The sequence below is a fragment of the Chryseobacterium daeguense DSM 19388 genome (assembly GCF_000430825.1).
Lineage (GTDB): Bacteria > Bacteroidota > Bacteroidia > Flavobacteriales > Weeksellaceae > Chryseobacterium > Chryseobacterium daeguense.
In genome coordinates this window covers 53,605-74,224 of record NZ_AUMT01000015.1, presented here as the reverse complement: position 1 = coordinate 74,224, position 20,620 = coordinate 53,605, and the positions used below count along the sequence as shown (strand labels likewise).

The following is a 20,620-nucleotide window of genomic DNA, read 5'->3' as shown; positions in this document are numbered from 1 at the left end:
GTTCAGGAATTAGTTTTATTATAATTTTTAAAATGTAAAAAGAAAACCTAAAAATTATTCCTTAAAGGTATTAATTTTCTATAAATCAATAACATTATGAATTTAATTTAACAGTAAATTTTAGATGCCACAAAAATTCATTTTGTTTTTTTTACTGAAAAATCTTATCTTGTAAATCTCACAAACTATAGATAGAACTTAATGCTAGAAAAGAAAGAACATAATTATGAGAAGGCGGTTTTGGTAGGATTAATCACCAAAGACCAGGATGAGGATAAGCTTACGGAATATATGGATGAGCTGGAGTTTTTGGCGTACACTGCCGGAGCTACAGTGGCAAAAAGATTCACCCAGAAAATGTCTCAGCCGGATTCCAAAACATTTGTAGGAAGCGGAAAAGCCATCGAAATAAAAGATTACGTAAAAGAAAACGAAATTGGAACTGTAATCTTTGACGATGAACTCTCACCTTCACAACTTAAAAACCTTGAAAGAGAACTTGAGGTAAAAATTTTAGACAGAACCAATCTTATCCTTGATATCTTTGCCCAAAGAGCTCAGACCTCTTATGCAAGAACACAGGTGGAACTCGCTCAGTATGAGTATCTTCTTCCTAGGCTGACAAGAATGTGGACCCACCTTGAGCGTCAGAGAGGGGGGATCGGGATGAGAGGACCCGGGGAAACCGAAATTGAGACCGACAGACGTATCATCCGAGACCGAATTTCCTTATTAAAAGAAAAGCTGAAAACGATTGATAAGCAGATGGCTACCCAAAGAAACAACCGCGGAAAAATGGTGCGTGTTGCTTTGGTAGGATATACCAACGTAGGAAAATCTACGCTCATGAATTCTCTTTCGAAATCTGAAGTTTTTGCGGAAAATAAGCTTTTTGCGACACTTGATACTACCGTAAGAAAGGTTGTAGTCGGAAATCTTCCGTTTTTATTGACGGATACCGTAGGATTTATCAGAAAGTTACCTACACAGCTTGTAGAATCATTTAAATCCACCCTGGATGAGGTAAGAGAGGCAGATTTGCTGATTCATGTGGTAGATATCTCCCATGAAAGCTTCGAAGATCATATTGATTCCGTAAACCAGATTTTGCAGGAAATCGATGCGCACAGAAAGCCAATGGTGATGGTTTTCAATAAAATAGATGATTTCAGCTACGAGAAAAAAGATGATGATGATCTTACACCATCTACAAAGAAAAATATCTCTCTGGACGAATGGAAAAACACCTGGATGGCAAAATCCAAGTATCCTACTGTTTTCATCTCTGCCCTTACAAAAGAAAACTTCCCGGAAATGAAGAGAATGATCTATGATGAGGTAATGAAGATTCATATTTCAAGATTTCCTTACAATGATTTCCTTTTCGAATATTTCGATAACGACGAGGAAGAAGAAAACAAAGATTAATGAAATATCACTTTTTCCTTTTATTGCTTTTTGTATCGGTTTTTGGTCTTGGCCAAAAATCAAAAATAGATTTTAAGGCGATCGAGAAAGATCTTAAGAATAATAAATCTCCCTACAACAATGAGAAGCTTATGTTTAAATACAAAGCTTACCCGAAATCCCTGGATTCTATTGAGGCTCAGTATCTTTACTATGGAAGAAACTTTAAAAAAGACAATGTTTCCACGATAGATGATGAGTTCAAAACTCTGGCAGAAGCCTTTAAAAAAGGAGATTTTGATGAATGTATAAAACAGGGAAAGATTTTATATGAAAAAGATCCCACTAATCTTGATATTCTCCTCATTTTGCTAAAAGCATATGATTCCAAAAAAGACGGAAGCAATTTTATGCACCATCTGAACCAGTTCCGTACACTCACCGAAGCTATAAGAAGCTCCGGAGACGGAAAAACTGAGAAGACGCCGTATCTCGTTAACTCTGTGGGAGATGAATATATTTTATTGAATATTCTGAATCTTGGACAGGATTATTCAAGAGGATCCAAACCTTCAAAAGACGGAATGCTTGACATTTGGGAAAAAGACAACAGCAAGATTTACATAAAAGTACTTTATATCGATTACTAATTAAAAAAGACAAACTTTAAAAACAGCTTAGTGGAATTATATTATTCATTTTCAGCATTAATAGTTTTAGCATCAATATTTTCATACCTTAATTACAGATTTCTTAAACTTCCGAGTACCATCGGAATCATGGTGATAGCCATTGCAGTTTCTATCATACTGGTTTTATTTGGCGAAAGCTTTCTTCCCCGTACTTTCGGGCACCTTAATAAATTGATGATAAGCATCGATTTTACGGAGGTTCTGATGGGAGCAATGCTTAATTTTCTGCTCTTTGCGGGAGGAATTCATATTAATATCGACGATTTAAAAGAACAGTTCCGGCCTGTGGTTATATTTTCTACTGCGGGTGTGGTAATTTCCACTTTTGTAGTAGGTTTCGGGATGTTTTATCTGCTTCCGCTTGTAGGGCTTCAGCTGCCGTTTATTTACTGCCTGCTCTTTGGAGCATTAATTTCGCCCACAGATCCGGTTGCCGTTTTGAGTATTCTTAAGCAGGCAAATGTCTCAAAGGCTCTTGAAACCAAAGTTGCGGGAGAATCTCTTTTCAATGATGGGATGGCCGTGGTAGTTTTCACGGTAGTTCTTGAGCTTGCTGTGGGAAATAAAGTAAATCTCAGCGCGGAAAGTATAGGTTTTCTGCTAATGAAAGAAGCTGGTGGCGGGCTTTTGCTGGGCGTAGTTCTTGGATGGGTCACTTCCAGGCTGATGCGTGAGGTGGATGATTATATTATCTCTGTTCTGGTTACATTATCTGTAGTAATGGGAGGTTATCTTGTTGCAAGGCAGATGCATATTTCAGGGCCATTGACGATGGTGGCGGCGGGATTATTTATGGGTAATTTTAATATTAAATTCAAAATGAAATCCATCACGCAGGATTATCTTATCAAATTTTGGGAGCTGATCGATGAAATTCTGAATGCCGTATTATTCCTCTTTATCGGTTTCGAATTATTAATGATAAAAGATCTGAAGAACTTTATGATTCCCGGGCTTATTGCTATTGTTGTGGTTCTGCTGGCAAGGCTTATTTCCATCTGGATACCTACGAAGTTCATGTCATTCAGAACGAGGTTTAGCCCGCAGACGGTAAAAGTGCTCGTTTGGGGTGGTATCAGGGGAGGTGTTTCCATTGCACTGGCTTTATCAATCCCCAAAAATGAATACAGCAATATTGTGTTAAGTATCACTTACTGTGTGGTGGTGTTTTCCATTATTGTTCAGGGACTTACCATCGCAAAAGTAGCCAATCCTAATAAGATTGCGGAAGAAGAAGAGGAATTGGAAAGCGTTGCTGCAGGTAATATTGATTAATATTCTGATCAGATTTAAATTAAAAAAACAAATGAGTGAAGTTATTAAGGAAATAGAAGAAGCTCTGGCGGTATTATCCATTCCGGAAAAAGCAGCATTTTTCACGAAGTTTTTTAAAACAGGAAAAGGCGAATATGGAGAAGGAGATGTATTTCTGGGAGTAAAAGTTCCGGATCAAAGGGCTGTTGCTAAAGAATATTATGCTAAAATTTCATTGAAAGACCTCAGCAGGCTTCTTTCTTCAAAATACCATGAACACAGGCTGACAGCTTTATTTATCCTTATTTTAAAATTTGAAAAATCAAAAGATAAGACAGCAAAAGATGAAATTGTTGAATTTTACCTGAATCATCTGCAGTATGTCAACAATTGGGATTTGGTGGATTCCAGCTGTTATAAGATATTGGGAAGATATGCCTTTGAAAATCAAAAAGAAGATTTGTTAAGAACGCTTTCAAATTCTGAAGAAATGTGGCATAAAAGAATTGCTGTTGTAGGAACGATGCACTATGTGAAAAAAGGCTCATTTGATTTAACTAAAGAATTCGTCACTCAAAATCTTAAGCATCATCACGACCTGATGCACAAGGCAAACGGCTGGCTGCTGAGAGAAATGGGGCAGAAAAATGAAGCCGAGCTGATAACTTACCTCAACCGGTTTTACAAAGAAATGCCGCGAACATGCCTGCGATATGCCATTGAAAAGCTGAGCGAAAATGTAAGGCAGGACTATTTAAAAGGAAGAATCTGATGGATTGCTTTTTCTGGAAAACAGTTACCCATTATTTTTTACATCTTATTTTCCCGGTGTTGATTGCTTTAATTTTTTACCGTGAAAATTGGAAAAAGGTGTATTTAATTTTACTTGCAACCATGTTGGTGGACCTTGATCACCTGTTCGCCCATCCTATTTTTGACCCGAATCGAGGAAGTATAGGATTTCACTTTTTACATTCGTATTATGCCATTGCGGTGTATTTTTTGATGCTGTTTTTTAAAGGAAATATCAGGATTATAGGCATTGGGCTTTTGATGCACATGATAACGGATTTTCAGGATTACCATCTTTGGTGTCATTAAATTATAATTAATATTTTCTTTTAAAATTCCAATTTTCATAGATTTTTTGTATTTTGTAAATGCTTTATGAAATTAAAAGAACTATTACATTACACGTATATTTTTCCTGTTCTGGCAGTGGGATATTATTTTTCCGGGCTTATGGGCGCCGGGGTAGTTTCTGATGTAATTGCAGGGCTCTTGTTGACGGGAAGTGTTCTGTCTGCAGTACACCATGCAGAAGTTGTAGCGCATAAAGTAGGTGAACCTTTCGGGACAATTATCCTTGCGCTTTGTATTACAATCATTGAAGTAGCCTTAATCATCTCACTGATGGTTGCCGGTGGAGATCAGGCGATCACACTGGCCAGAGATACGGTTTTTGCCGCTGTAATGCTTATTCTTAACGGAATTTTGGGAATTTGTATTCTTGTAGGCGGTGTGAAATATTATGAGCAGTTTTTTGCGAGAACTTCTGCTACTACTTACCTGGTAAGTATTGTTTCAATCCTGGTTTTAACATTAGTCCTCCCGAATTTTACATCAAGCATTAATGGTCCGTTCTATAACCGGGCACAGCTAATATTCGTTTCTATTGCCTGCCTCGTGATTTATGGAATATTTTTGATGGTTCAGACGGTAAGGCACAGAAATTATTTTATTGTTCCTGATGAGCATCCGGAAGAGCATTACATACCGTCGGTAGCAAAAACGGGAATCAGCTTTGCATTCCTTGTGATTTGCCTAGCGATTGTGGTGATGATGGCAAAAGGTCTTTCTGCGACGATAGAGGACATGGTTCAGAGTTTCGGGGCTCCGAAATCCCTGGTAGGGGTCATTATTGCTGCAGTGGTATTGCTTCCGGAAGGTTTGGCGGCGATCAGGGCTGCTCGAAGTAACCAAATTCAGTCGAGTCTTAATCTGGCTTTAGGATCGGCTTTAGCAAGTATAGGTCTTACAATTCCTGCGGTTTCTGTGGTGTGTATAATGTATGATATACCTTTGGTTTTAGGTTTGGACAAAAAAGATATCATTCTTTTGTCATTATCAGTTTTTATAGTAATGCTTTCTCTTAGCAGAGGAAAAACCAACATCCTTTACGGAACCGTTTTGCTGGTAAACCTTGCAGCCTATATTTTCACAGTCATTGTTCCTTAACTTTAAATCTAAAACTTTAAGTTTTAAATCATCAAAGCCTTCTTGCCATATCCATTTTAAAAGCCATTAATTTTGCAATGTTTTCGGATTTATAAATAGCCATATTGGCATTTTCTCCCACGAAGTTTTCTTCGATAGTTGTTCTCCAAAGTTCCAGCCAGCGATCAAAATGTTTCTGTTCCATTGCTTTTACTTCATTGATTGGAAAATGAGCTCCCATCGGGTTTCCTTTGTAAGACATCTGTCCAAAAAGAACGGATTCCCAAAATGCATACATTTTAGGTAAATGATTATCCCAGTTTACTTTAGCGATATCAGTAAAGAATATGCTTATGGTATCATCCTTTACTACTTTTTCATAAAATGAATTGACCAGATGCTCAATATCTTCTCTTGTTTCCAGCTTTTTCATACTTCAAAGTTAGTTTAAAATCAATTGAGAAATTCAATCGTGGTGTTGATAAATTTCATGAAAACAATATTTTATCTTTGCATATTATATATAAAAGGAAATTAGCAAAAAGGTAAATCAGGAAAAGAATGAGGCAATTGTCCTTTTTCGATTTTGCCTTATTAAAATATTACAGTTAAAAACAAAAATGATATAAAGAAATGGCAACAGGATTCAGGCAGAAAATCAGGCAGAAGAATACGGAAAACAGTGGTTTCGGGGATAATGCTTCAGGAAGGTTCATCAATAAAGACGGCCTTCCGAATGTGAACAAAAAAGGGGTGAATATTTTTAACAGATTTAGCTGGTATCACACGATGCTGGATTTACCGAGGTTTCAGTTTCTTTCTTATCTTGTAGTTGCTTATATTCTTATTAACCTGCTTTTTGCTTTTATTTATTATCTGATTGGGGTAGAACATTTAACGGGAATAGATAAAAGTGACCCATTAAATGAATTTATCGATGTGTTTTTCTTCAGCTCGCAGACTTTTACGACAGTGGGCTACGGAAGAATTGCCCCGATTGGCTTCATGGCAAGTCTAGTCGCAACCTTTGAGGCTTTTCTGGGATTGCTTACCTTTGCCATTGCAACCGGTCTTTTTTACGGAAGATTTTCAAGACCTCGGGCGTATCTTAAATTTTCTGATATTGCCGTTATTGCTCCGTTTAAAGAAAGTTCAGCCTTGATGTTCAGGCTGGCTCCTTATAAAAACAATGCGCTTACAGATGCTGAGGTTATTGTTTCTTCAGCGATTCAGGTGATTGAAGACGGAATTCCAAGGAGTAATTTTTATACCTTAAAAATACAATTAAGCAAGATCAATACATTAGCCCTGAACTGGACTGTTGTTCACAAAATAGATGAAGAATCGCCTTTTTTCGGATTTTCAGAGGAAGATTTCAGAAATACGGATGTTGAAATTATTGTTCATGTTAGGGCATTTGATGAAGTGTTCTCCAATACGGTGGTTCAGAGAACGTCGTATGTTTCGAAGGAAATTATTTACGGAGCAAAATTTACTCCGATGTATTATCCTGACAAAGAAAAACTGTCCACAGTATTGGATCTGGAGAAAATTAACCATTATCAAAAAGCAGATCTTCCTGTTGCAGCGGAAGTACAGTAATGAATATAGAAGTTTACAAAAAACAGGCTTTACAAAAGCAGAAAGAGCATAAAAAATTTCTGGACGGACTGAAAAACAAGCCACCCAAAAACCTAGACTATGTGGTTCAGGAAACCCACGATGAAGTTTTTGAAAAGGTAGACTGCCTGCAATGTGCAAACTGCTGCAAAACAACCGGACCCCTATACACCGAAAAGGATATTGAGCGGATTGCAAAGCATCTTCGGATGAAACCTGCTGATTTTGAGGCGAAATTCCTGCGTGTGGACGAAGATAATGACAAGGTTTTGCAAAATCTTCCCTGCTTTTTTCTGAATTCTGACAATACTTGTTCTATTTATGATGTTCGCCCGAAAGCCTGTAGAGAATATCCTCATACAGACAGGAAGAAAATTTATCAGATCAATAATTTGATGATAAAAAATACGGTAATATGTCCTGCAGCGTATGAATTCGTGGAAAGGATTATGAAAAATTTAGAAAAATAATTTATAATCCAAATTCATCTTAAAGTATTATAAAGTACGTTAAATAACAATTTCGGATATAATAATGAACTGAAATGTGTCGTTTTAAAAATATTAAACAACCATTTAAAATATTATTATTATGAAAAAGTTAGTTTTAACAGCAGCGTTTACATTAGTCGGAGTAATTGCGGTGTCGGCTCAGACGGGAACTCCACAGAACCCTTCGCAAAACTCTAATAACCAATTGAATACTCAAGCACAACAAAATACTCAGGCGGCTACCAGCTTGGAAACAGTTTCTGGTACAGCTGCCCAAAATCAAAGTACAACGGCTGCCACATCTGTGGTAGAAGCTACTCCTGTAGAATCTGCAACCAGCGCTACGGCTACGGTAAGTGCAGATGCTGCGGTGGATTCTGTAAAGCCGGTAGAAGCAACTAAAGAAGAAAAGAAATCTAAAAAGAAAAAGTCTAAGTAAGTATTTTTAAGCAAACAAGTAGAAATGAATCCTGGAACTTTATAGTTTCAGGATTTTTTGTTTTTTAGATTTTATAATGTAAATTTTCTTAAATAATTATAAATCAAGTTAAAAGAATTAACTGAAACGCATTTTAGTATAAAAATTGTACTTAAAATATTACACCATTTATAAAATATTAAATAATATGAAAAATTTAGTTTTAGCCGCTGCATTTGCAGTTTTTGGGTTGACAACTGTTTCAGCACAAACAACCCCACAGAAGAGAGACACGGTAAGACCGGACACGACACGTACGCAGAACAACATGCGAAATGACAACATGAATAATAATAACAATTTGGATAAGTCTAAAACTGACACAGCCAATTGGAAGAACAAAGATGCAGTGAAGGAGGACAAGAAAATGAAGAGGAAAAATAAATAGATTAAATAAAGAGTGAAAGGAATCCTGGAATATAATATTTCAGGATTTTTTATTCTATTTCTGCCATCCTGAACAGAACCATCTTTTTTACAAGATCAAACGGAATATCCTCATTTAAAGGGAACTGTACAGCTCCTTTTGAGAATTTATATTCTCTTTCAAGAAAGTCTTTTTCAAATTTTTTGATTCCTTCAGGACCCGGATAAAAACCGATATGTTTTTTATATCCGGCAAAATATACCAATGGCTTCTTTTTATACCTGAATGCAGGCATCTGATATCCGATGTATTCTTCAATTTCTGGATTTTCAGCAAGTATAAATTTTCTTAATTCTTCCAATTTCTCCTTTATTTCCGGAAATAAAAGAATGTATTCATCAATATTTTCAAAGGTGTTTTTCATCCATTAAATTTAATAAAATTATTGATTAAGCTAGTCTGTTAAACCTCAATGTTGTCATTCCGTAGGAATTAAGCAACAATTTGAAAATAATTGAGAGGTCTGCATTTTTTAAGGAATGACAAACATTGAGTATAATCTTAATCAAGTTTAATCCCTTTATTTACAAGGCCCATACAATAAAAAAAGCGCTGAAATAAATCAACGCTTTCTCCTTTCACTTTTTACTTTTATCCCATTTGTAGTCCCGGGAACAGGTTATATTAAAAAAGGTCGGGAATATTCCCAACCTTTGTATCTCATACTACTCCCTGAGCCAACATTGCCTCTGCTACTTTCACGAAGCCGGCGATATTTGCACCTTTTACGTAGTTTACATAGCCGTCTTCCTCTTTTCCGTAATCTCTACAAGCTTTGTGGATCCCGATCATGATTTCTTTTAATCTTGCATCTACCTCCTCAGAAGTCCAGTTCAGACGGATAGAGTTTTGCGTCATTTCCAATCCTGAAGTAGCTACGCCACCTGCGTTGGAAGCTTTCCCCGGAGAGAATAACACTTTATTGTCAAGGAAATAATTAATGGCGTCAAGCGTTGAAGGCATATTAGCAGCTTCAGTTACACAAACACATCCATTTTCTACAAGAACTTTAGCATCTTCAAGATCAAGCTCATTTTGAGTAGCAGAAGGGATGGCAACATCACACTTCACTTCCCAAGGACGCTTACCTGCGTGGAATTCTGCAGAAGGGTATTTTTTTGCATAATCTTCCGCTCTGTTATTTCCGGAAGCTCTAAGCTCTAATAAATAATCGATTTTTTCTCCATCGATTCCGTCTTTATCATATATATATCCGTCAGGTCCGGAAATAGTTACTACTTTTCCTCCCAGTTCAGATACTTTTTTGATAACTCCCCAAGCTACGTTTCCGAAACCTGAAACCGTTACCGTTTTATCTTTAAATGTCTGTCCGATAGTTTTAAGCATCTGCTCTGCAAAGTAAACCACACCGTATCCCGTAGCTTCAGGACGGATCAGTGAACCTCCGTACGCAAGACCTTTTCCTGTAAGAACTCCCGTAAATTCGTTTCTGATTTTTTTGTATTGTCCGAATAGATACCCGATTTCTCTGGCTCCTACACCGATATCTCCCGCCGGAACGTCCGTTTCAGGACCTACATGCTTGCATAATTCTGTCATGAAAGCCTGGCAGAAACGCATTACTTCCATATCAGATTTTCCTTGCGGATCGAAATCCGAACCTCCTTTACCACCTCCCATCGGAAGCGTAGTCAATGAGTTTTTGAAAACCTGCTCGAAAGCTAAGAATTTAAGAACAGAAAGGTTTACGGTAGGGTGGAAGCGGATTCCCCCTTTGTATGGGCCAATCGCAGAGTTCATCTGGATTCTGAATCCTCTGTTTACCTGGATTTCCCCTTTATCATCAACCCACGGAACTCTGAAGATGATGATTCTTTCAGCTTCAGCCATTCTTTCAAGAAGCTTCATTCCCGTATATTCCTTTTTCGTCATGATGAACGGAATTACTGTAACAGCAACTTCTTTTACGGCTTGTAAAAATTCTGGCTCATTAGGGTTTTTTGCCTCAATTTTTGCTATAAACTCTTGGATTTTCTGGTCAATATTATATTGTTCCATATATTAGGGTTGAATATTATTGCCAACAAATTTAATTTTTTTTTCAAAATTCACAACACCTTAATTGATGATTATTGAAATTTTAATAATATAATGTGTTAATATTATTAAACTGATAATTTGCGCTTTTATTTTATTAATAATTAAATGTTATATCTAAAACAATGAAATATTAAGAAATCGTTAATTCTCAAATTGCCATAAATTGCCTCCCTGAAAATGATTTTACTTTCCCCAAAAGTTCCAATTCTAAAATTACGGGTAAAATTTTGTGTGAAGAAAGGCCAATTTTAGCAGCAAGATCATCTAGTGAAATCTGCGGATTATTAAAAATGGTTTTAAATATGAGTTCTTGATTTTCAGTAAGGTGAATATCTATTTCATAGCTTGGAAATAATTCCGGATTTTTTGTCACGGCCTTATTAAATCCTAAATTTTCCACCAGGTCTTTTATAGTGGAAATGGCAGATGCTTTATGATGAAAAATAAGCTGGTTGCAGCCTTGGCTTTGCTTGTCTGTAATTTTTCCGGGAAGAGCAAAAACTTCTCTGTTGTAATTGTTGGCGAATGTTGCCGTGCTTACAGACCCGCCTCCGAAAGCTGTTTCCACGACAATAGTGGATGGCGAGATCCCGGCTACAATTCTGTTTCTCTGGATAAAATTCTCGCGGTCGGGTTTTCTTGAAGAGTTAAATTCGGTTAATAAGCAGCCGCCTTCCTCCAATATTTTTTCTGATAATTTTTTGTTTTTTGAAGGATATAAAACATGAAAACCATGAGCTAAAACTGCAACAGTCGGTATTTTGTTATTGATTGACTGTTCGTGGACTTCCTTGTCAATACCCAACGCCAAACCACTTACAGAGATATAGTTGCAGGATTTCGTTTCTTCAAAAAAATCATGAATGAACTGTTTGCCGTATGAAGTCATATTCCGGGTTCCTACGATGCTTACTTTTTGTTTTGAATGGTCAAAGTTTCCCTTTTGATAAAGAATTGCGGGCGCATCATCACATTCATTCAGTAAGTTTGGAAGCTGCTGAAGATGTCTTAAATTAATTTTAATATTGTTCTTATCACAGAATTGAAGCTCATTTTCCGCAAATTTCAGATGTTTGTGATTTCCAATGTCTGCAACGGCTTTTCTCCCAATGCCATCCACTTTTGAATATTCTTTTTTTGCATTTTCCCACGCTTTTTTTGCGCTTCCAAAGCATCGGACAAGTTTATAGAAATTGATGTCACCAATTAAGCTGCATTCACGTAAAGCAATGGCATAAAGATGTTCTTCAGAGTACATTTGTGTTGTTTTCGCAAATGTAAAGAATTGTAGAGATATTTTTTTAAAAATTTATGCAAAGTTTGTCATTCTGAAAGAATCTATGCGTCGTTGCTGAGATGCTTACAGCATGACAAACTACTATAAGTATAAATATTATTTCCCCCGCAATTCATCCAGCCGGTCCCAGATATCATCTTTCTTTTTATAAGGTAATTCAAGGAAATCTTCGGGATGGTTTTCTTTGTATTCCTGCCACAATTTATCATCTTTTTCGCTATAGTAATTGGGAAATTCCCAGATGAATTTTTTCTTTTTTTCGCCCACTTTTTTAAACATAAAAGCAAGGATAACTCCCACTACGGCACCTGCAAGGTGAGCCTGCCAGGAAATTTTGCTCGGTTCTTCAAGGTTATAAAATAATTCTTCCGGAAGCATTCCCCATACCAGACTTCCGTAATATAAAACCACCAGTAAGGAAATGGTAAGAAGTTTCATATTCCATTTGAAAATACCGCTGAAGAAAAGGAAAAATGCAAGCACATAGACTACGCCGCTGGCTCCGATAGTACAGATATACAGATAATCACCGGTAATAATATCGATAGGGGGAAGAAGCCATACCAAAAAGCCTGTGGCAAGCCAGGCAATGATAAAGACCTTGTTGGCTACCAAAGGATAAAACTGATACAACAAAAACATCAGAATAGCAATAGGAATGGAGTTTCCCACAATATGATCTAAGTTTCCGTGCAAAAGAGGAGAAGTGATAATTCCCAGCAAACCTTCCGGCAGCAATGGAATAATCGCCCCGAAACAGCTTGAAAAGAAGCCGTGCAGCTGAAGGAAATAACCCAGCCACATTGCCGCCAGCATCACCAAAGGATATAGGATAGCTTTCTTGGAAATTACATTATTTTTTAACATGAAGTGGTTACGTCAAATGAAAAGCCAATGATAAATTTCGGAAAAAATGGCGATGAATTTTATGTTTTACATTTTTATTTCAGACAAAAAGGATGTTTTTATCAATTTTAAAATAATAAGCTTAACATCCTGTCACTGATTGATATGAAAGCAATTCATTTTATAATTTTAATTAAAACTTTTGTTTTTTGGGCATATTCCGGTGTGTGTTTCTTTCACCAAAATTATATTTAATACTTTTGTAAGGAACTTTGTAAATGAAAAATTTGGATAATGAAGAAGTTTTTGTTAATTCTTACCCTTTCTATGGGAATTTTTGCAAGTGCTCAGGAAGAAATAAAAAAAGATTCCGTAATTATTGATACGGTAAAGCACTGGTCAGTTTTAGGAAAAAATTCATTAATGATTAATCAGGCGGCCTTCTCAAACTGGGTAGGGGGCGGTGCCAATAATGTGGGCTGGCTTGCAGGAATAGATTATAATATTACTTATGAAAATGATAAGGATCTTTGGGAAAATATCATCCTTTTAAATTATGGACAAAATGATACCCAGGGAATTGGAGTAAGAAAAACCCAGGATGTTATCAATGTTTCCACCAACTACGGGAGAAAAGTTTCCAAGAGCTGGTATCTTTCTGTAGGAGCGGGCTTCCAGTCGCAGTTTTCTACGGGATATGAAGATGGTAATAATCCTGAAGCTAAGAAAATTTCAAACTTTATGGCGCCCGGTTATGTGAATGTCGGGATGGGTATTACTTACAGGCCCAATGACAATGTAAATGTCACACTGCGGCCTACCAACGCAAGGTGGACTTTTGTTCTGGACAGAGATCTTCAGACTGCAGGAACGTATGGTCTGAAGGCAGACGGAGATTCTTCCTTACTGCAGTTCGGTTTTTTGGGGACAGCTTTGTATAAAGTGAAATTAATGGAAAATATCCATCTTACCAATACTGCCTCCGTTTTCTCAAATTATCTGGATCATCCGGACAGGCTGGTTCTTGCTTACGGAATGATTTTGAATTTGAAGGTTAATAAATTTATTTCGTCAAATATTACAGTCGATTTGCTGTATGATCATAATCAAATCCAAAAAACACAGCTTAAGCAGACACTGGGAGTAGGTTTCGCCTACACTCTGAATAACGGGGTAAAAAGATCTGACAGAAAAGACAGCCAGTGGTGGTACAAAAAGTAATTGCAGATACTACATAAAATCAAAAAGCACTTCGTTGGAAGTGCTTTTCTATTTATCAATTATATATTGTTAAAACTCTATATCTACTCCTAATTTCTCTGCCAGCAGCTTAGAAATTTTTTCTTTTAAAGGCTCAATGTCAATATTCTGCATTGCATCATTTGCAAAAGCATATAAAAGCAGTGCCTGAGCTTCTTTTTTAGAAATCCCTCTTGCTCTTAAATAGAATAAAGCATCTTCATTAAGCTGGCCAACCGTACAGCCGTGAGAACACTTCACATCATCTGCAAAAATCTCCAGCTGAGGCTTAGTGTCAATTGTTGCGCCTTCACTAAATAAAACGTTGTTATTTTGCTGGTAAGCATTCGTTTTCTGAGCAATTTTATCTACAAAAACCTTCCCGTTGAAAACCCCGTGAGATTTACCATCGAAAATACCTTTATAATTTTGGTAGCTTTCACAGTTTGGCTGATTGTGGTGAACTGCCGTGTGGTGATCTACCAGCTGATCTTTCCCGATAATGGTGATCCCGTTCATGAATGAATTGATATTCGATCCGTTTTGGATGAAATCAAGATTGTTTCTTACCAGCTTACCACCGAAAGAGAATGTGTTTACAGTCGTTAAGCTGTCTTTTTCCTGTTTCGCGAAAGTATTGTCAATTAAGTAAGAAGTATCATTATCGTTCTGAACTTTATGCCAGTCTGCCTTTGCATTCGGATAGGTGAAAATTTCCGTCACGGAATTTGTCAACACATACGTGCTGTCGAAATTATGATGGCTTTCAATTATTTCCACTTTTGCTCCTTCTTCTACAATCAGTAAATTTCTTGTATTGTAGAATGTGTTTTCTTCCTGATTCTGAGAAATGTAGAAAACGTGGATTGGTTTTTCAATCACTACATTTCTAGGAACTTTCAAAAAGAAACCATACTTGCAATAAGCTTGATTCAAGTTTGTGAAAGCAGATTTATCTGAAGCAATTGTATTAAAATATTTATCAAAAATTTCTCTGTGCTTTTCATCATTTAATGCATAGTTAAATGAAAGAAATTCAACATTTTCAATAGAAACTTTTGACAATTCTTTACGAAGCTTACCGTTTACAAAAGTAATCCAGTCAAAATTTTCTTCACCCAGATGCAGCATATCCAGCTGTTCTTTGGTGATGTTGTGACCTTCTTTCGGGAAAAAGTTATATTCTTTTTCGGTAATCTCTTTTAGGTTGGTATATTTGTATTCTTCGTCTTTTTTCGTCGGAAAACCAATTTTCTCAAATCTCTGAAGAGCAGCTTTTCTATCATCATCCAGAAATCTGTGACGAAGACTCTCCAAAAACTCATTATGGTTGTCTGTAATCTGTTCTTTTAATGCCATTACTGGTATATCTGTGGTTTGCACCATTTTTTTCTTTTTATTTGGCTGAAATTGTTAAACGAGGAGATTTTTAATCTCTAAATTTCTTAATCTTTTAATTAATTTAAAAGCCAGTCGTACCCTTTTTCTTCCAATTCCAAAGCAAGAGATTTATCACCTGTTTTGATGATTTTTCCGTCTGCTAAAACATGAACGAAGTCAGGTTGGATATAATTAAGCAATCTCTGATAGTGGGTAATCAAAAGAACTGCATTTCCTTCATTTTTGAATGCATTTACACCATCTGCAACGATTCTCAATGCATCAATATCTAATCCTGAATCTGTTTCATCAAGAATAGCCAGTTTTGGGTTAAGCATCATCATCTGGAAGATTTCGTTTCTTTTCTTCTCACCTCCGGAAAATCCTTCGTTCAGTGATCTTGAAAGGAAATCTTTTTTAATGCCCAGCTTCTCAGATTTCTCACGAATCATGGCCAGCATTTCTTTGGCAGGCATTTCTCCTAAGCCGTTTGCTTTTCTGTTTTCGTTTAAAGCTGCTTTGATAAAGTTGGTCACAGAAACTCCGGGAATTTCTACCGGATACTGAAAAGAAAGGAAAATACCTTTGTGTGCTCTTTCTTCAGGAGCATCTTCAATAATATCTTCACCTCCGAAAATAATTTCACCATCTGTAACTTCGTAGTCTTCTTTTCCTGCAATCACAGAAGAAAGTGTAGACTTTCCGGCTCCGTTCGGCCCCATGATAGCATGAACTTCACCCGGTTTTATTTCAAGATTGATACCTTTTAAAATTTCTGCGCCATCTTCAATTTTGGCGTGCAAGTTTTTTATCTCTAACATATTTTCAAATTTATCGCAAGGGCAGACTAATATTTATCTTTTATAATCCTAAACCATTAATTACAAAAGCGCTGATGCTTGCAAATGAAATACTATTTTTTTATCTTTTTTAAACATTAAGAATTTAAGATAATTAAAAACTTAACTCCTTAATGTTTAAAATATATTTAACCCACAGAACCCTCCAAAGAAATCTCCAATAATTTCTGAGCTTCAATGGCAAATTCCATAGGTAATTTATTTAAAACATCTTTACTGAAACCATTTACAATCAAAGCAATTGCTCTCTCTGTATCAATTCCTCTCTGGTTACAGTAGAAAATCTGGTCTTCCCCGATTTTTGAAGTTGTTGCTTCATGCTCCAATTGTGCCGTAGGATCTTTGATCTCAATATAAGGGAAAGTATGTGCTCCGCATTCATTGCCCATCAATAAAGAGTCGCACTGAGAGAAGTTTCTCGCTCCCTTTGCAGAAGGCATTACTTTTACCAGACCTCTGTATGAGTTCTGGGATTTTCCGGCAGATATACCTTTGGATATAATCGTAGATTTTGTATTCTTTCCAATGTGGATCATCTTTGTTCCTGTATCGGCATATTGGTGATTGTTCGTCACTGCGATGGAGTAGAACTCACCGATTGAATTGTCACCTTTTAAAATACAGGAAGGATATTTCCATGTTACAGCAGAACCTGTTTCTACCTGAGTCCATGAGATTTTTGCATTCTTTTCGCAAAGCCCTCTTTTCGTTACAAAATTGAAAACTCCACCTTTTCCTTCTTCATTTCCCGGATACCAGTTTTGTACGGTAGAATATTTAATTTCAGCGTTATCCATTGCGATTAGCTCAACAACCGCAGCGTGCAGCTGGTTTTCATCTCTAGAAGGAGCTGTACAGCCTTCAAGATAAGAAACATAACTTCCTTCATCTGCAATGACAAGTGTTCTTTCAAACTGACCTGTTCCTGCCTGGTTGATACGGAAATAGGTTGATAATTCCATCGGGCATCTTACCCCTTTTGGAATGTAACAGAAACTTCCGTCAGAAAATACTGCAGAATTTAATGCTGCATAAAAATTATCTCCTCTTGGAACCACTTTTCCAAGATATTTTCTTACCAGATCAGGGTGATTTTTAATGGCCTCAGAAATAGAGCAGAAAATAATTCCTTTTTCCATTAAGGTATCCTGAAAAGTAGTCTTTACAGAAACGGAGTCCATTACGATATCTACTGCAACTCCTGAAAGTCTTTTCTGTTCTTCTATATTAATTCCCAGTTTTGCGAAAGTTGCCAATAATTCAGGATCCACCTCATCCAGACTTTCCAGCTCAGGCTTTACTTTTGGGGCAGCGTAATATTTGATAGCCTGGAAATCCGGCTTTTCATATTTTATATTGGCCCATTCCGGCTCTACCATTTTCAGCCAGATTCTGAAAGATTCCAAACGCCATTCCGTCATCCATTCCGGCTCTTCCTTTTTTGCAGAAATAGCCCGAACGATATCTTCATTTAAACCCGTCGGGAAATCTTCGTAATCTATTTTCGTTTCCCAGCCGAATTCATATTTTTTATTTTCTAAGTCGACTCTTAGATCGTCTTCAGTATATTTACTCATAATGTATTAAGAGATTCAGAGATTAAGAAATTTTGAAATTACTTAATGTCCAAGCTGCTCTTTTCAAGATATTTTATAAAATGATAAATCTCTTTTGTTATTTCCAGACACTCATTATTAAGTGTATTGAAAATCTCATCATTGATTTTCTCTAAACTGTATAAAACAAACAACATATTTCTTACTTCAGCACAACTTCCTTTTGCAATCCAAAGAAACCTGATAAATTGTTTGTTACTTCCATATTCTGAGCCTTCTGCAATATTGTTTGTTATTGACAAAGTAGCTCTTTTAAGTTGATCTTTGAGTGAAAATTCTTTTTGTAAATTTTCGTTATTAAGAATTTTAAAAATTTTGACTGTAAATGAAACTGCCTTTTTGTAAATAGGAAAATCTTCAAACGAAACAGCCATAAATAATTTCTAAATTTCTTAATCTCTAAATCTTTTAATCAGTCTTAAAGACTGAAACTCTCACCACACCCACATGTTCTGGATGCGTTCGGATTGTTAAAAACGAATCCTTTTCCGTTTAACCCTCCTGAATATTCAAGAGTAGTTCCTGCTAAATAGAGGATTGATTTTTTATCTACAACAATTTTTATGTTATTGTCTTCAAAAATTTGATCAGTGTCTGCTTTTTGGTTGTCGAACCTCAAAACATATTCTAAACCAGAACATCCTCCGCTTTTCACGCCCACTCTTATATAATCTTCAGCAGCGTTGAAGCCTTCTTCCGTCATCAGCTGGATGGCTTTTGCTTTTGCTTGATCTGATACTTTTATCATTGTATTTATTTAGAATGATTTAATGGTGCAAAAATACGAACAATAATTAGGAAATAAAAATCGGCAATTTTATTTTATCGATTTTTATTATTGATAGCTTTAACTTTGCTAATATTTTGAAATCCAAAGAATAAATAAACCTACTATGAGAAAATTGAGCATTATTGCTTTAGCGCTGTTCGTGCAGACCGTTTTTGCGCAGACCAACCGGTTTGTGTATCAGGTTACCATGAAGCCGGACGCCTCTAATAAAAATGATATTAAAACAGAAAATGCATATCTTGATATTTCCGCTGAAAAGTCGGTTTTTTATTCTGAAAACAGGATTAAAAGAGATTCTATCATGCAGAAAGCCTTTCAGGGCGGTGGCGGAAGAGGAAGCATAAACCGGGACCAAATGGAAGGATTAAGATCAAATATCAATTATTCTGTTGAAAAAGATAAAAAAAATCAAAAAACATTTTTCAAAGACAGAATTGGAAGAGATATTTATACTTATGAGGAAGACCGTCCTATCAACTGGAAAATTTCATCTGAAACCATGAAAATAGGTGAATATAAAGTTCAAAAAGCAGAAACAGATTTTGGAGGAAGAAAATGGACGGCATGGTTTACCACGGATCTGCCGTATCAGGACGGGCCGTATAAATTCGGCGGACTACCGGGACTGATTGTAAAGGTGGAAGATGATAAAGGAGAATATTCCTTTGATTTAATGAAGAACTATAAAATTGAGGATTTCCCCGCAATGAACCAGTTCGGAAATACCATCAAAGTAAAAAGGGCGGATTACATAAAACAACAGAAAAAATTTATGGAAGATCCCATGTCCTTTATGACTCAGGGCGGTGGCTTTATGCAAACAAGAGTCGGGGGTGCTGGAGGTGGAGTAATTGCTGCGCCAAGAAGTGGCGGAGGCAACCAAAATCCGGCTGAAATGAGGAAAAGAATGGAAGAGAGAATAAAAGAGGAAGCTAAGAAAAACAGCAATCCTATTGAATTACAATAAAATAAAATCCTGAAGAACAAAACTTCAGGATTTTTTATTTATAAATTTTTAATTATTTTAAAAGTTGGTTGAAAGTATCACCCTGTCTTATATCTCCGGTGTTATAGCCTTTCATAAACCATTCCTTACGTTGCGCGGATGACCCGTGTGTAAAGCTTTCCTGATTCACATATCCTTGAGATCTTCTCTGGATATTATCATCGCCCACAGCTTCTGCTGCTTCTATAGCTGACTGGATATCTCCGGGCTCCAAAATATGTTTGCTTGCATCTATTCTTTTTGCCCAGACACCGGCATAGAAATCTGCTTGTAACTCTGTTGCTACAGAAACTCTATTCATATCAGCTTCAGAATATTGTCCACTTCTCCTTAGCTGATCCACTTTTTGGGTGGTTCCTAAAAGAGTTTGCACATGATGGCCCACTTCATGCGCTAATACATAAGCTACTGTAAATTCTGTAACCTGTGCCCCAAATCTTTTTTGTAATTCATTAAAAAAGCTCATATCCATATAAACAGACTGGTCTGCAGGGCAATAAAAAGGACCCATTGCAGATTGTGCAGTTCCACAGGCTGATTGTGTTGTATTTTCAAAAAGAATGATTTTCGGATCATCATAAGTCATTCCGTTTTCTCTAAAAATTTGATCCCAGGTAATGGTATTCCATTTTCCCATCATATCTACCATTTCACCGATTTTTTTGTCTTCGGCAGTGAGCGCTCTCTGCTCAGTATTAACCGGGCCTGCTCCTGAAGAAAGAACGGAAGAAGGGTCTCCTCCAAGGAAAAATATAATGGCTGCAATAATGATTGTTCCCAATCCGCCTCCTACAACGGCACCGCCGCCAAGTCCGCGCCTGTCTTCCACATTGCCGTCTCTATCGTCTGTCCATCTCATAGTTGTAATTTTTTTATATATGTAAATTTAAAATTAATATTAAAGCCAATTGATTATTTTTTTCAAAAATTATGCTTAAA

General features: G+C 36.5%; 23 protein-coding genes. 12 read left to right on the top strand and 11 right to left on the bottom strand.

All coding sequences use genetic code 11. The features are described from left to right. The first annotated feature begins 201 nt into the window (after positions 1 to 201). The 6 genes from hflX to H560_RS0116640 all read left to right on the top strand — a co-directional run bounded on the left by hflX (position 202) and on the right by H560_RS0116640 (position 5,591). Positions 202 to 1,428 carry a GTPase HflX gene (gene hflX, locus H560_RS0116665; protein WP_027381081.1) on the top strand — a complete coding sequence of 409 codons (1,227 nt, stop codon included), beginning with the start codon at positions 202 to 204 and terminating at the stop codon, positions 1,426 to 1,428. Then, the gene (locus tag H560_RS0116660; protein ID WP_027381080.1) at positions 1,428 to 2,057 is read left to right on the top strand and encodes a DUF4919 domain-containing protein; all 630 of its coding nucleotides are present in this window, start codon (positions 1,428 to 1,430) and stop codon (positions 2,055 to 2,057) included. The genes hflX and H560_RS0116660 overlap by 1 nt, the downstream gene beginning before the upstream one ends. Positions 2,058 to 2,087: 30 nt before the next feature. Then, positions 2,088 to 3,374: a cation:proton antiporter gene (locus H560_RS0116655; RefSeq protein ID WP_027381079.1), complete on the top strand. Its 1,287-nt coding sequence runs from the start codon at positions 2,088 to 2,090 to the stop codon at positions 3,372 to 3,374. 31 nt (positions 3,375 to 3,405) lie between these two features. Then, on the top strand, positions 3,406 to 4,125 hold the full coding sequence (locus H560_RS0116650) for a DNA alkylation repair protein (RefSeq protein WP_027381078.1): 720 nt from the start codon (positions 3,406 to 3,408) through the stop codon (positions 4,123 to 4,125). Continuing rightward, positions 4,125 to 4,454: a DUF6122 family protein gene (locus H560_RS0116645; RefSeq protein WP_027381077.1), complete on the top strand. Its 330-nt coding sequence runs from the start codon at positions 4,125 to 4,127 to the stop codon at positions 4,452 to 4,454. The genes H560_RS0116650 and H560_RS0116645 overlap by 1 nt, the downstream gene beginning before the upstream one ends. 66 nt (positions 4,455 to 4,520) lie before the next feature. Next, entirely contained in the window at positions 4,521 to 5,591 is a 1,071-nt protein-coding gene (locus tag H560_RS0116640; protein ID WP_027381076.1) for a calcium:proton antiporter, read from the top strand. 31 nt (positions 5,592 to 5,622) lie between these two features. On the opposite strand, the gene H560_RS0116635 is transcribed toward H560_RS0116640, so the two are convergent. Further along, positions 5,623 to 6,003, bottom strand: coding sequence for a group III truncated hemoglobin (locus H560_RS0116635; RefSeq protein WP_027381075.1), 381 nt, complete (start codon positions 6,001 to 6,003; stop codon positions 5,623 to 5,625). Positions 6,004 to 6,203: 200 nt separating this feature from the next. Here H560_RS0116635 and H560_RS0116630 point away from each other — a divergent pair, with 200 nt between their 5' ends. From H560_RS0116630 to H560_RS0116615, 4 genes are all read left to right on the top strand, one after another. Continuing rightward, positions 6,204 to 7,172, top strand: a complete 969-nt coding sequence (locus tag H560_RS0116630; RefSeq protein WP_027381074.1) for an ion channel — start codon at positions 6,204 to 6,206, stop codon at positions 7,170 to 7,172. Beyond that, entirely contained in the window at positions 7,172 to 7,660 is a 489-nt protein-coding gene (locus H560_RS0116625) for a YkgJ family cysteine cluster protein (protein ID WP_027381073.1), read from the top strand. Before H560_RS0116630 ends, H560_RS0116625 begins: the two co-directional genes overlap by 1 nt. Positions 7,661 to 7,781: 121 nt before the next feature. After that, a complete protein-coding gene (locus H560_RS0116620; protein WP_027381072.1) occupies positions 7,782 to 8,120 on the top strand; it encodes a hypothetical protein in 339 nt (112 codons plus the stop codon). Between the two features lie 187 nt (positions 8,121 to 8,307). Next, on the top strand, positions 8,308 to 8,547 hold the full coding sequence (locus H560_RS0116615; protein ID WP_027381071.1) for a hypothetical protein: 240 nt from the start codon (positions 8,308 to 8,310) through the stop codon (positions 8,545 to 8,547). Positions 8,548 to 8,596: 49 nt separating this feature from the next. Here H560_RS0116615 and H560_RS0116610 read toward each other — a convergent pair whose 3' ends face one another. From H560_RS0116610 to H560_RS0116595, 4 genes are all read right to left on the bottom strand, one after another. After that, positions 8,597 to 8,950, bottom strand: a complete 354-nt coding sequence (locus H560_RS0116610) for an iron chaperone (protein ID WP_027381070.1) — start codon at positions 8,948 to 8,950, stop codon at positions 8,597 to 8,599. Between the two features lie 296 nt (positions 8,951 to 9,246). Beyond that, positions 9,247 to 10,605, bottom strand: coding sequence for an NADP-specific glutamate dehydrogenase (gene gdhA, locus H560_RS0116605; RefSeq protein ID WP_027381069.1), 1,359 nt, complete (start codon positions 10,603 to 10,605; stop codon positions 9,247 to 9,249). Between the two features lie 190 nt (positions 10,606 to 10,795). After that, complete coding sequence (gene dprA, locus H560_RS0116600) at positions 10,796 to 11,905, bottom strand: DNA-processing protein DprA (protein WP_027381068.1); 1,110 nt, start codon at positions 11,903 to 11,905, stop codon at positions 10,796 to 10,798. Positions 11,906 to 12,040: 135 nt separating this feature from the next. After that, positions 12,041 to 12,811, bottom strand: a complete 771-nt coding sequence (locus tag H560_RS0116595) for a rhomboid family intramembrane serine protease (protein ID WP_027381067.1) — start codon at positions 12,809 to 12,811, stop codon at positions 12,041 to 12,043. Between the two features lie 273 nt (positions 12,812 to 13,084). On the opposite strand from H560_RS0116595, the gene H560_RS0116590 reads away from it, so the two are divergent. After that, the gene (locus H560_RS0116590; RefSeq protein ID WP_027381066.1) at positions 13,085 to 14,011 is read left to right on the top strand and encodes a DUF3078 domain-containing protein; all 927 of its coding nucleotides are present in this window, start codon (positions 13,085 to 13,087) and stop codon (positions 14,009 to 14,011) included. A 69-nt stretch (positions 14,012 to 14,080) separates the two neighbouring features. Here H560_RS0116590 and sufD read toward each other — a convergent pair whose 3' ends face one another. The 5 genes from sufD to H560_RS0116565 all read right to left on the bottom strand — a co-directional run bounded on the left by sufD (position 14,081) and on the right by H560_RS0116565 (position 18,633). After that, entirely contained in the window at positions 14,081 to 15,388 is a 1,308-nt protein-coding gene (sufD, locus tag H560_RS0116585) for a Fe-S cluster assembly protein SufD (RefSeq protein ID WP_027381065.1), read from the bottom strand. 98 nt (positions 15,389 to 15,486) lie between these two features. Next, a complete protein-coding gene (gene sufC, locus H560_RS0116580; RefSeq protein WP_027381064.1) occupies positions 15,487 to 16,230 on the bottom strand; it encodes a Fe-S cluster assembly ATPase SufC in 744 nt (247 codons plus the stop codon). Positions 16,231 to 16,397: 167 nt separating this feature from the next. Continuing rightward, complete coding sequence (sufB, locus tag H560_RS0116575; protein WP_027381063.1) at positions 16,398 to 17,846, bottom strand: Fe-S cluster assembly protein SufB; 1,449 nt, start codon at positions 17,844 to 17,846, stop codon at positions 16,398 to 16,400. A gap of 38 nt (positions 17,847 to 17,884) precedes the next feature. Further along, entirely contained in the window at positions 17,885 to 18,259 is a 375-nt protein-coding gene (locus H560_RS0116570; protein ID WP_027381062.1) for a four helix bundle protein, read from the bottom strand. A 44-nt stretch (positions 18,260 to 18,303) separates the two neighbouring features. Beyond that, positions 18,304 to 18,633, bottom strand: coding sequence for a HesB/IscA family protein (locus H560_RS0116565; RefSeq protein WP_027381061.1), 330 nt, complete (start codon positions 18,631 to 18,633; stop codon positions 18,304 to 18,306). Positions 18,634 to 18,778: 145 nt separating this feature from the next. On the opposite strand from H560_RS0116565, the gene H560_RS0116560 reads away from it, so the two are divergent. After that, positions 18,779 to 19,642 (top strand): GLPGLI family protein, encoded by an 864-nt coding sequence (locus tag H560_RS0116560; RefSeq protein WP_027381060.1) that lies wholly within the window; start codon positions 18,779 to 18,781, stop codon positions 19,640 to 19,642. 52 nt (positions 19,643 to 19,694) lie between these two features. Here the strand turns inward: H560_RS0116560 and ypfJ are convergent, their stop codons facing one another. After that, a complete protein-coding gene (ypfJ, locus tag H560_RS0116555; RefSeq protein ID WP_027381059.1) occupies positions 19,695 to 20,540 on the bottom strand; it encodes a KPN_02809 family neutral zinc metallopeptidase in 846 nt (281 codons plus the stop codon). Positions 20,541 to 20,620: the final 80 nt, after the last annotated feature.

What these genes read in the sequence shown, in the direction of transcription:
- H560_RS0116650 (WP_027381078.1), top strand. Translation starts at nt 3,406, where the DNA reads ATGAGTGAAGTTATTAAGGAAATAGAAGAAGCTCTGGCGGTATTATCC.
- gdhA (WP_027381069.1), bottom strand. Translation starts at nt 10,605, where the DNA reads ATGGAACAATATAATATTGACCAGAAAATCCAAGAGTTTATAGCAAAA.
- H560_RS0116590 (WP_027381066.1), top strand. Translation starts at nt 13,085, where the DNA reads ATGAAGAAGTTTTTGTTAATTCTTACCCTTTCTATGGGAATTTTTGCA.
- H560_RS0116625 (WP_027381073.1), top strand. Translation starts at nt 7,172, where the DNA reads ATGAATATAGAAGTTTACAAAAAACAGGCTTTACAAAAGCAGAAAGAG.
- H560_RS0116615 (WP_027381071.1), top strand. Translation starts at nt 8,308, where the DNA reads ATGAAAAATTTAGTTTTAGCCGCTGCATTTGCAGTTTTTGGGTTGACA.
- H560_RS0116620 (WP_027381072.1), top strand. Translation starts at nt 7,782, where the DNA reads ATGAAAAAGTTAGTTTTAACAGCAGCGTTTACATTAGTCGGAGTAATT.
- H560_RS0116640 (WP_027381076.1), top strand. Translation starts at nt 4,521, where the DNA reads ATGAAATTAAAAGAACTATTACATTACACGTATATTTTTCCTGTTCTG.
- H560_RS0116570 (WP_027381062.1), bottom strand. Translation starts at nt 18,259, where the DNA reads ATGGCTGTTTCGTTTGAAGATTTTCCTATTTACAAAAAGGCAGTTTCA.
- H560_RS0116635 (WP_027381075.1), bottom strand. Translation starts at nt 6,003, where the DNA reads ATGAAAAAGCTGGAAACAAGAGAAGATATTGAGCATCTGGTCAATTCA.
- sufC (WP_027381064.1), bottom strand. Translation starts at nt 16,230, where the DNA reads ATGTTAGAGATAAAAAACTTGCACGCCAAAATTGAAGATGGCGCAGAA.
- H560_RS0116660 (WP_027381080.1), top strand. Translation starts at nt 1,428, where the DNA reads ATGAAATATCACTTTTTCCTTTTATTGCTTTTTGTATCGGTTTTTGGT.
- dprA (WP_027381068.1), bottom strand. Translation starts at nt 11,905, where the DNA reads ATGTACTCTGAAGAACATCTTTATGCCATTGCTTTACGTGAATGCAGC.
- H560_RS0116610 (WP_027381070.1), bottom strand. Translation starts at nt 8,950, where the DNA reads ATGAAAAACACCTTTGAAAATATTGATGAATACATTCTTTTATTTCCG.
- sufD (WP_027381065.1), bottom strand. Translation starts at nt 15,388, where the DNA reads ATGGCATTAAAAGAACAGATTACAGACAACCATAATGAGTTTTTGGAG.
- H560_RS0116645 (WP_027381077.1), top strand. Translation starts at nt 4,125, where the DNA reads ATGGATTGCTTTTTCTGGAAAACAGTTACCCATTATTTTTTACATCTT.
- sufB (WP_027381063.1), bottom strand. Translation starts at nt 17,846, where the DNA reads ATGAGTAAATATACTGAAGACGATCTAAGAGTCGACTTAGAAAATAAA.
- H560_RS0116560 (WP_027381060.1), top strand. Translation starts at nt 18,779, where the DNA reads ATGAGAAAATTGAGCATTATTGCTTTAGCGCTGTTCGTGCAGACCGTT.
- H560_RS0116630 (WP_027381074.1), top strand. Translation starts at nt 6,204, where the DNA reads ATGGCAACAGGATTCAGGCAGAAAATCAGGCAGAAGAATACGGAAAAC.
- H560_RS0116565 (WP_027381061.1), bottom strand. Translation starts at nt 18,633, where the DNA reads ATGATAAAAGTATCAGATCAAGCAAAAGCAAAAGCCATCCAGCTGATG.
- hflX (WP_027381081.1), top strand. Translation starts at nt 202, where the DNA reads ATGCTAGAAAAGAAAGAACATAATTATGAGAAGGCGGTTTTGGTAGGA.
- ypfJ (WP_027381059.1), bottom strand. Translation starts at nt 20,540, where the DNA reads ATGAGATGGACAGACGATAGAGACGGCAATGTGGAAGACAGGCGCGGA.
- H560_RS0116595 (WP_027381067.1), bottom strand. Translation starts at nt 12,811, where the DNA reads ATGTTAAAAAATAATGTAATTTCCAAGAAAGCTATCCTATATCCTTTG.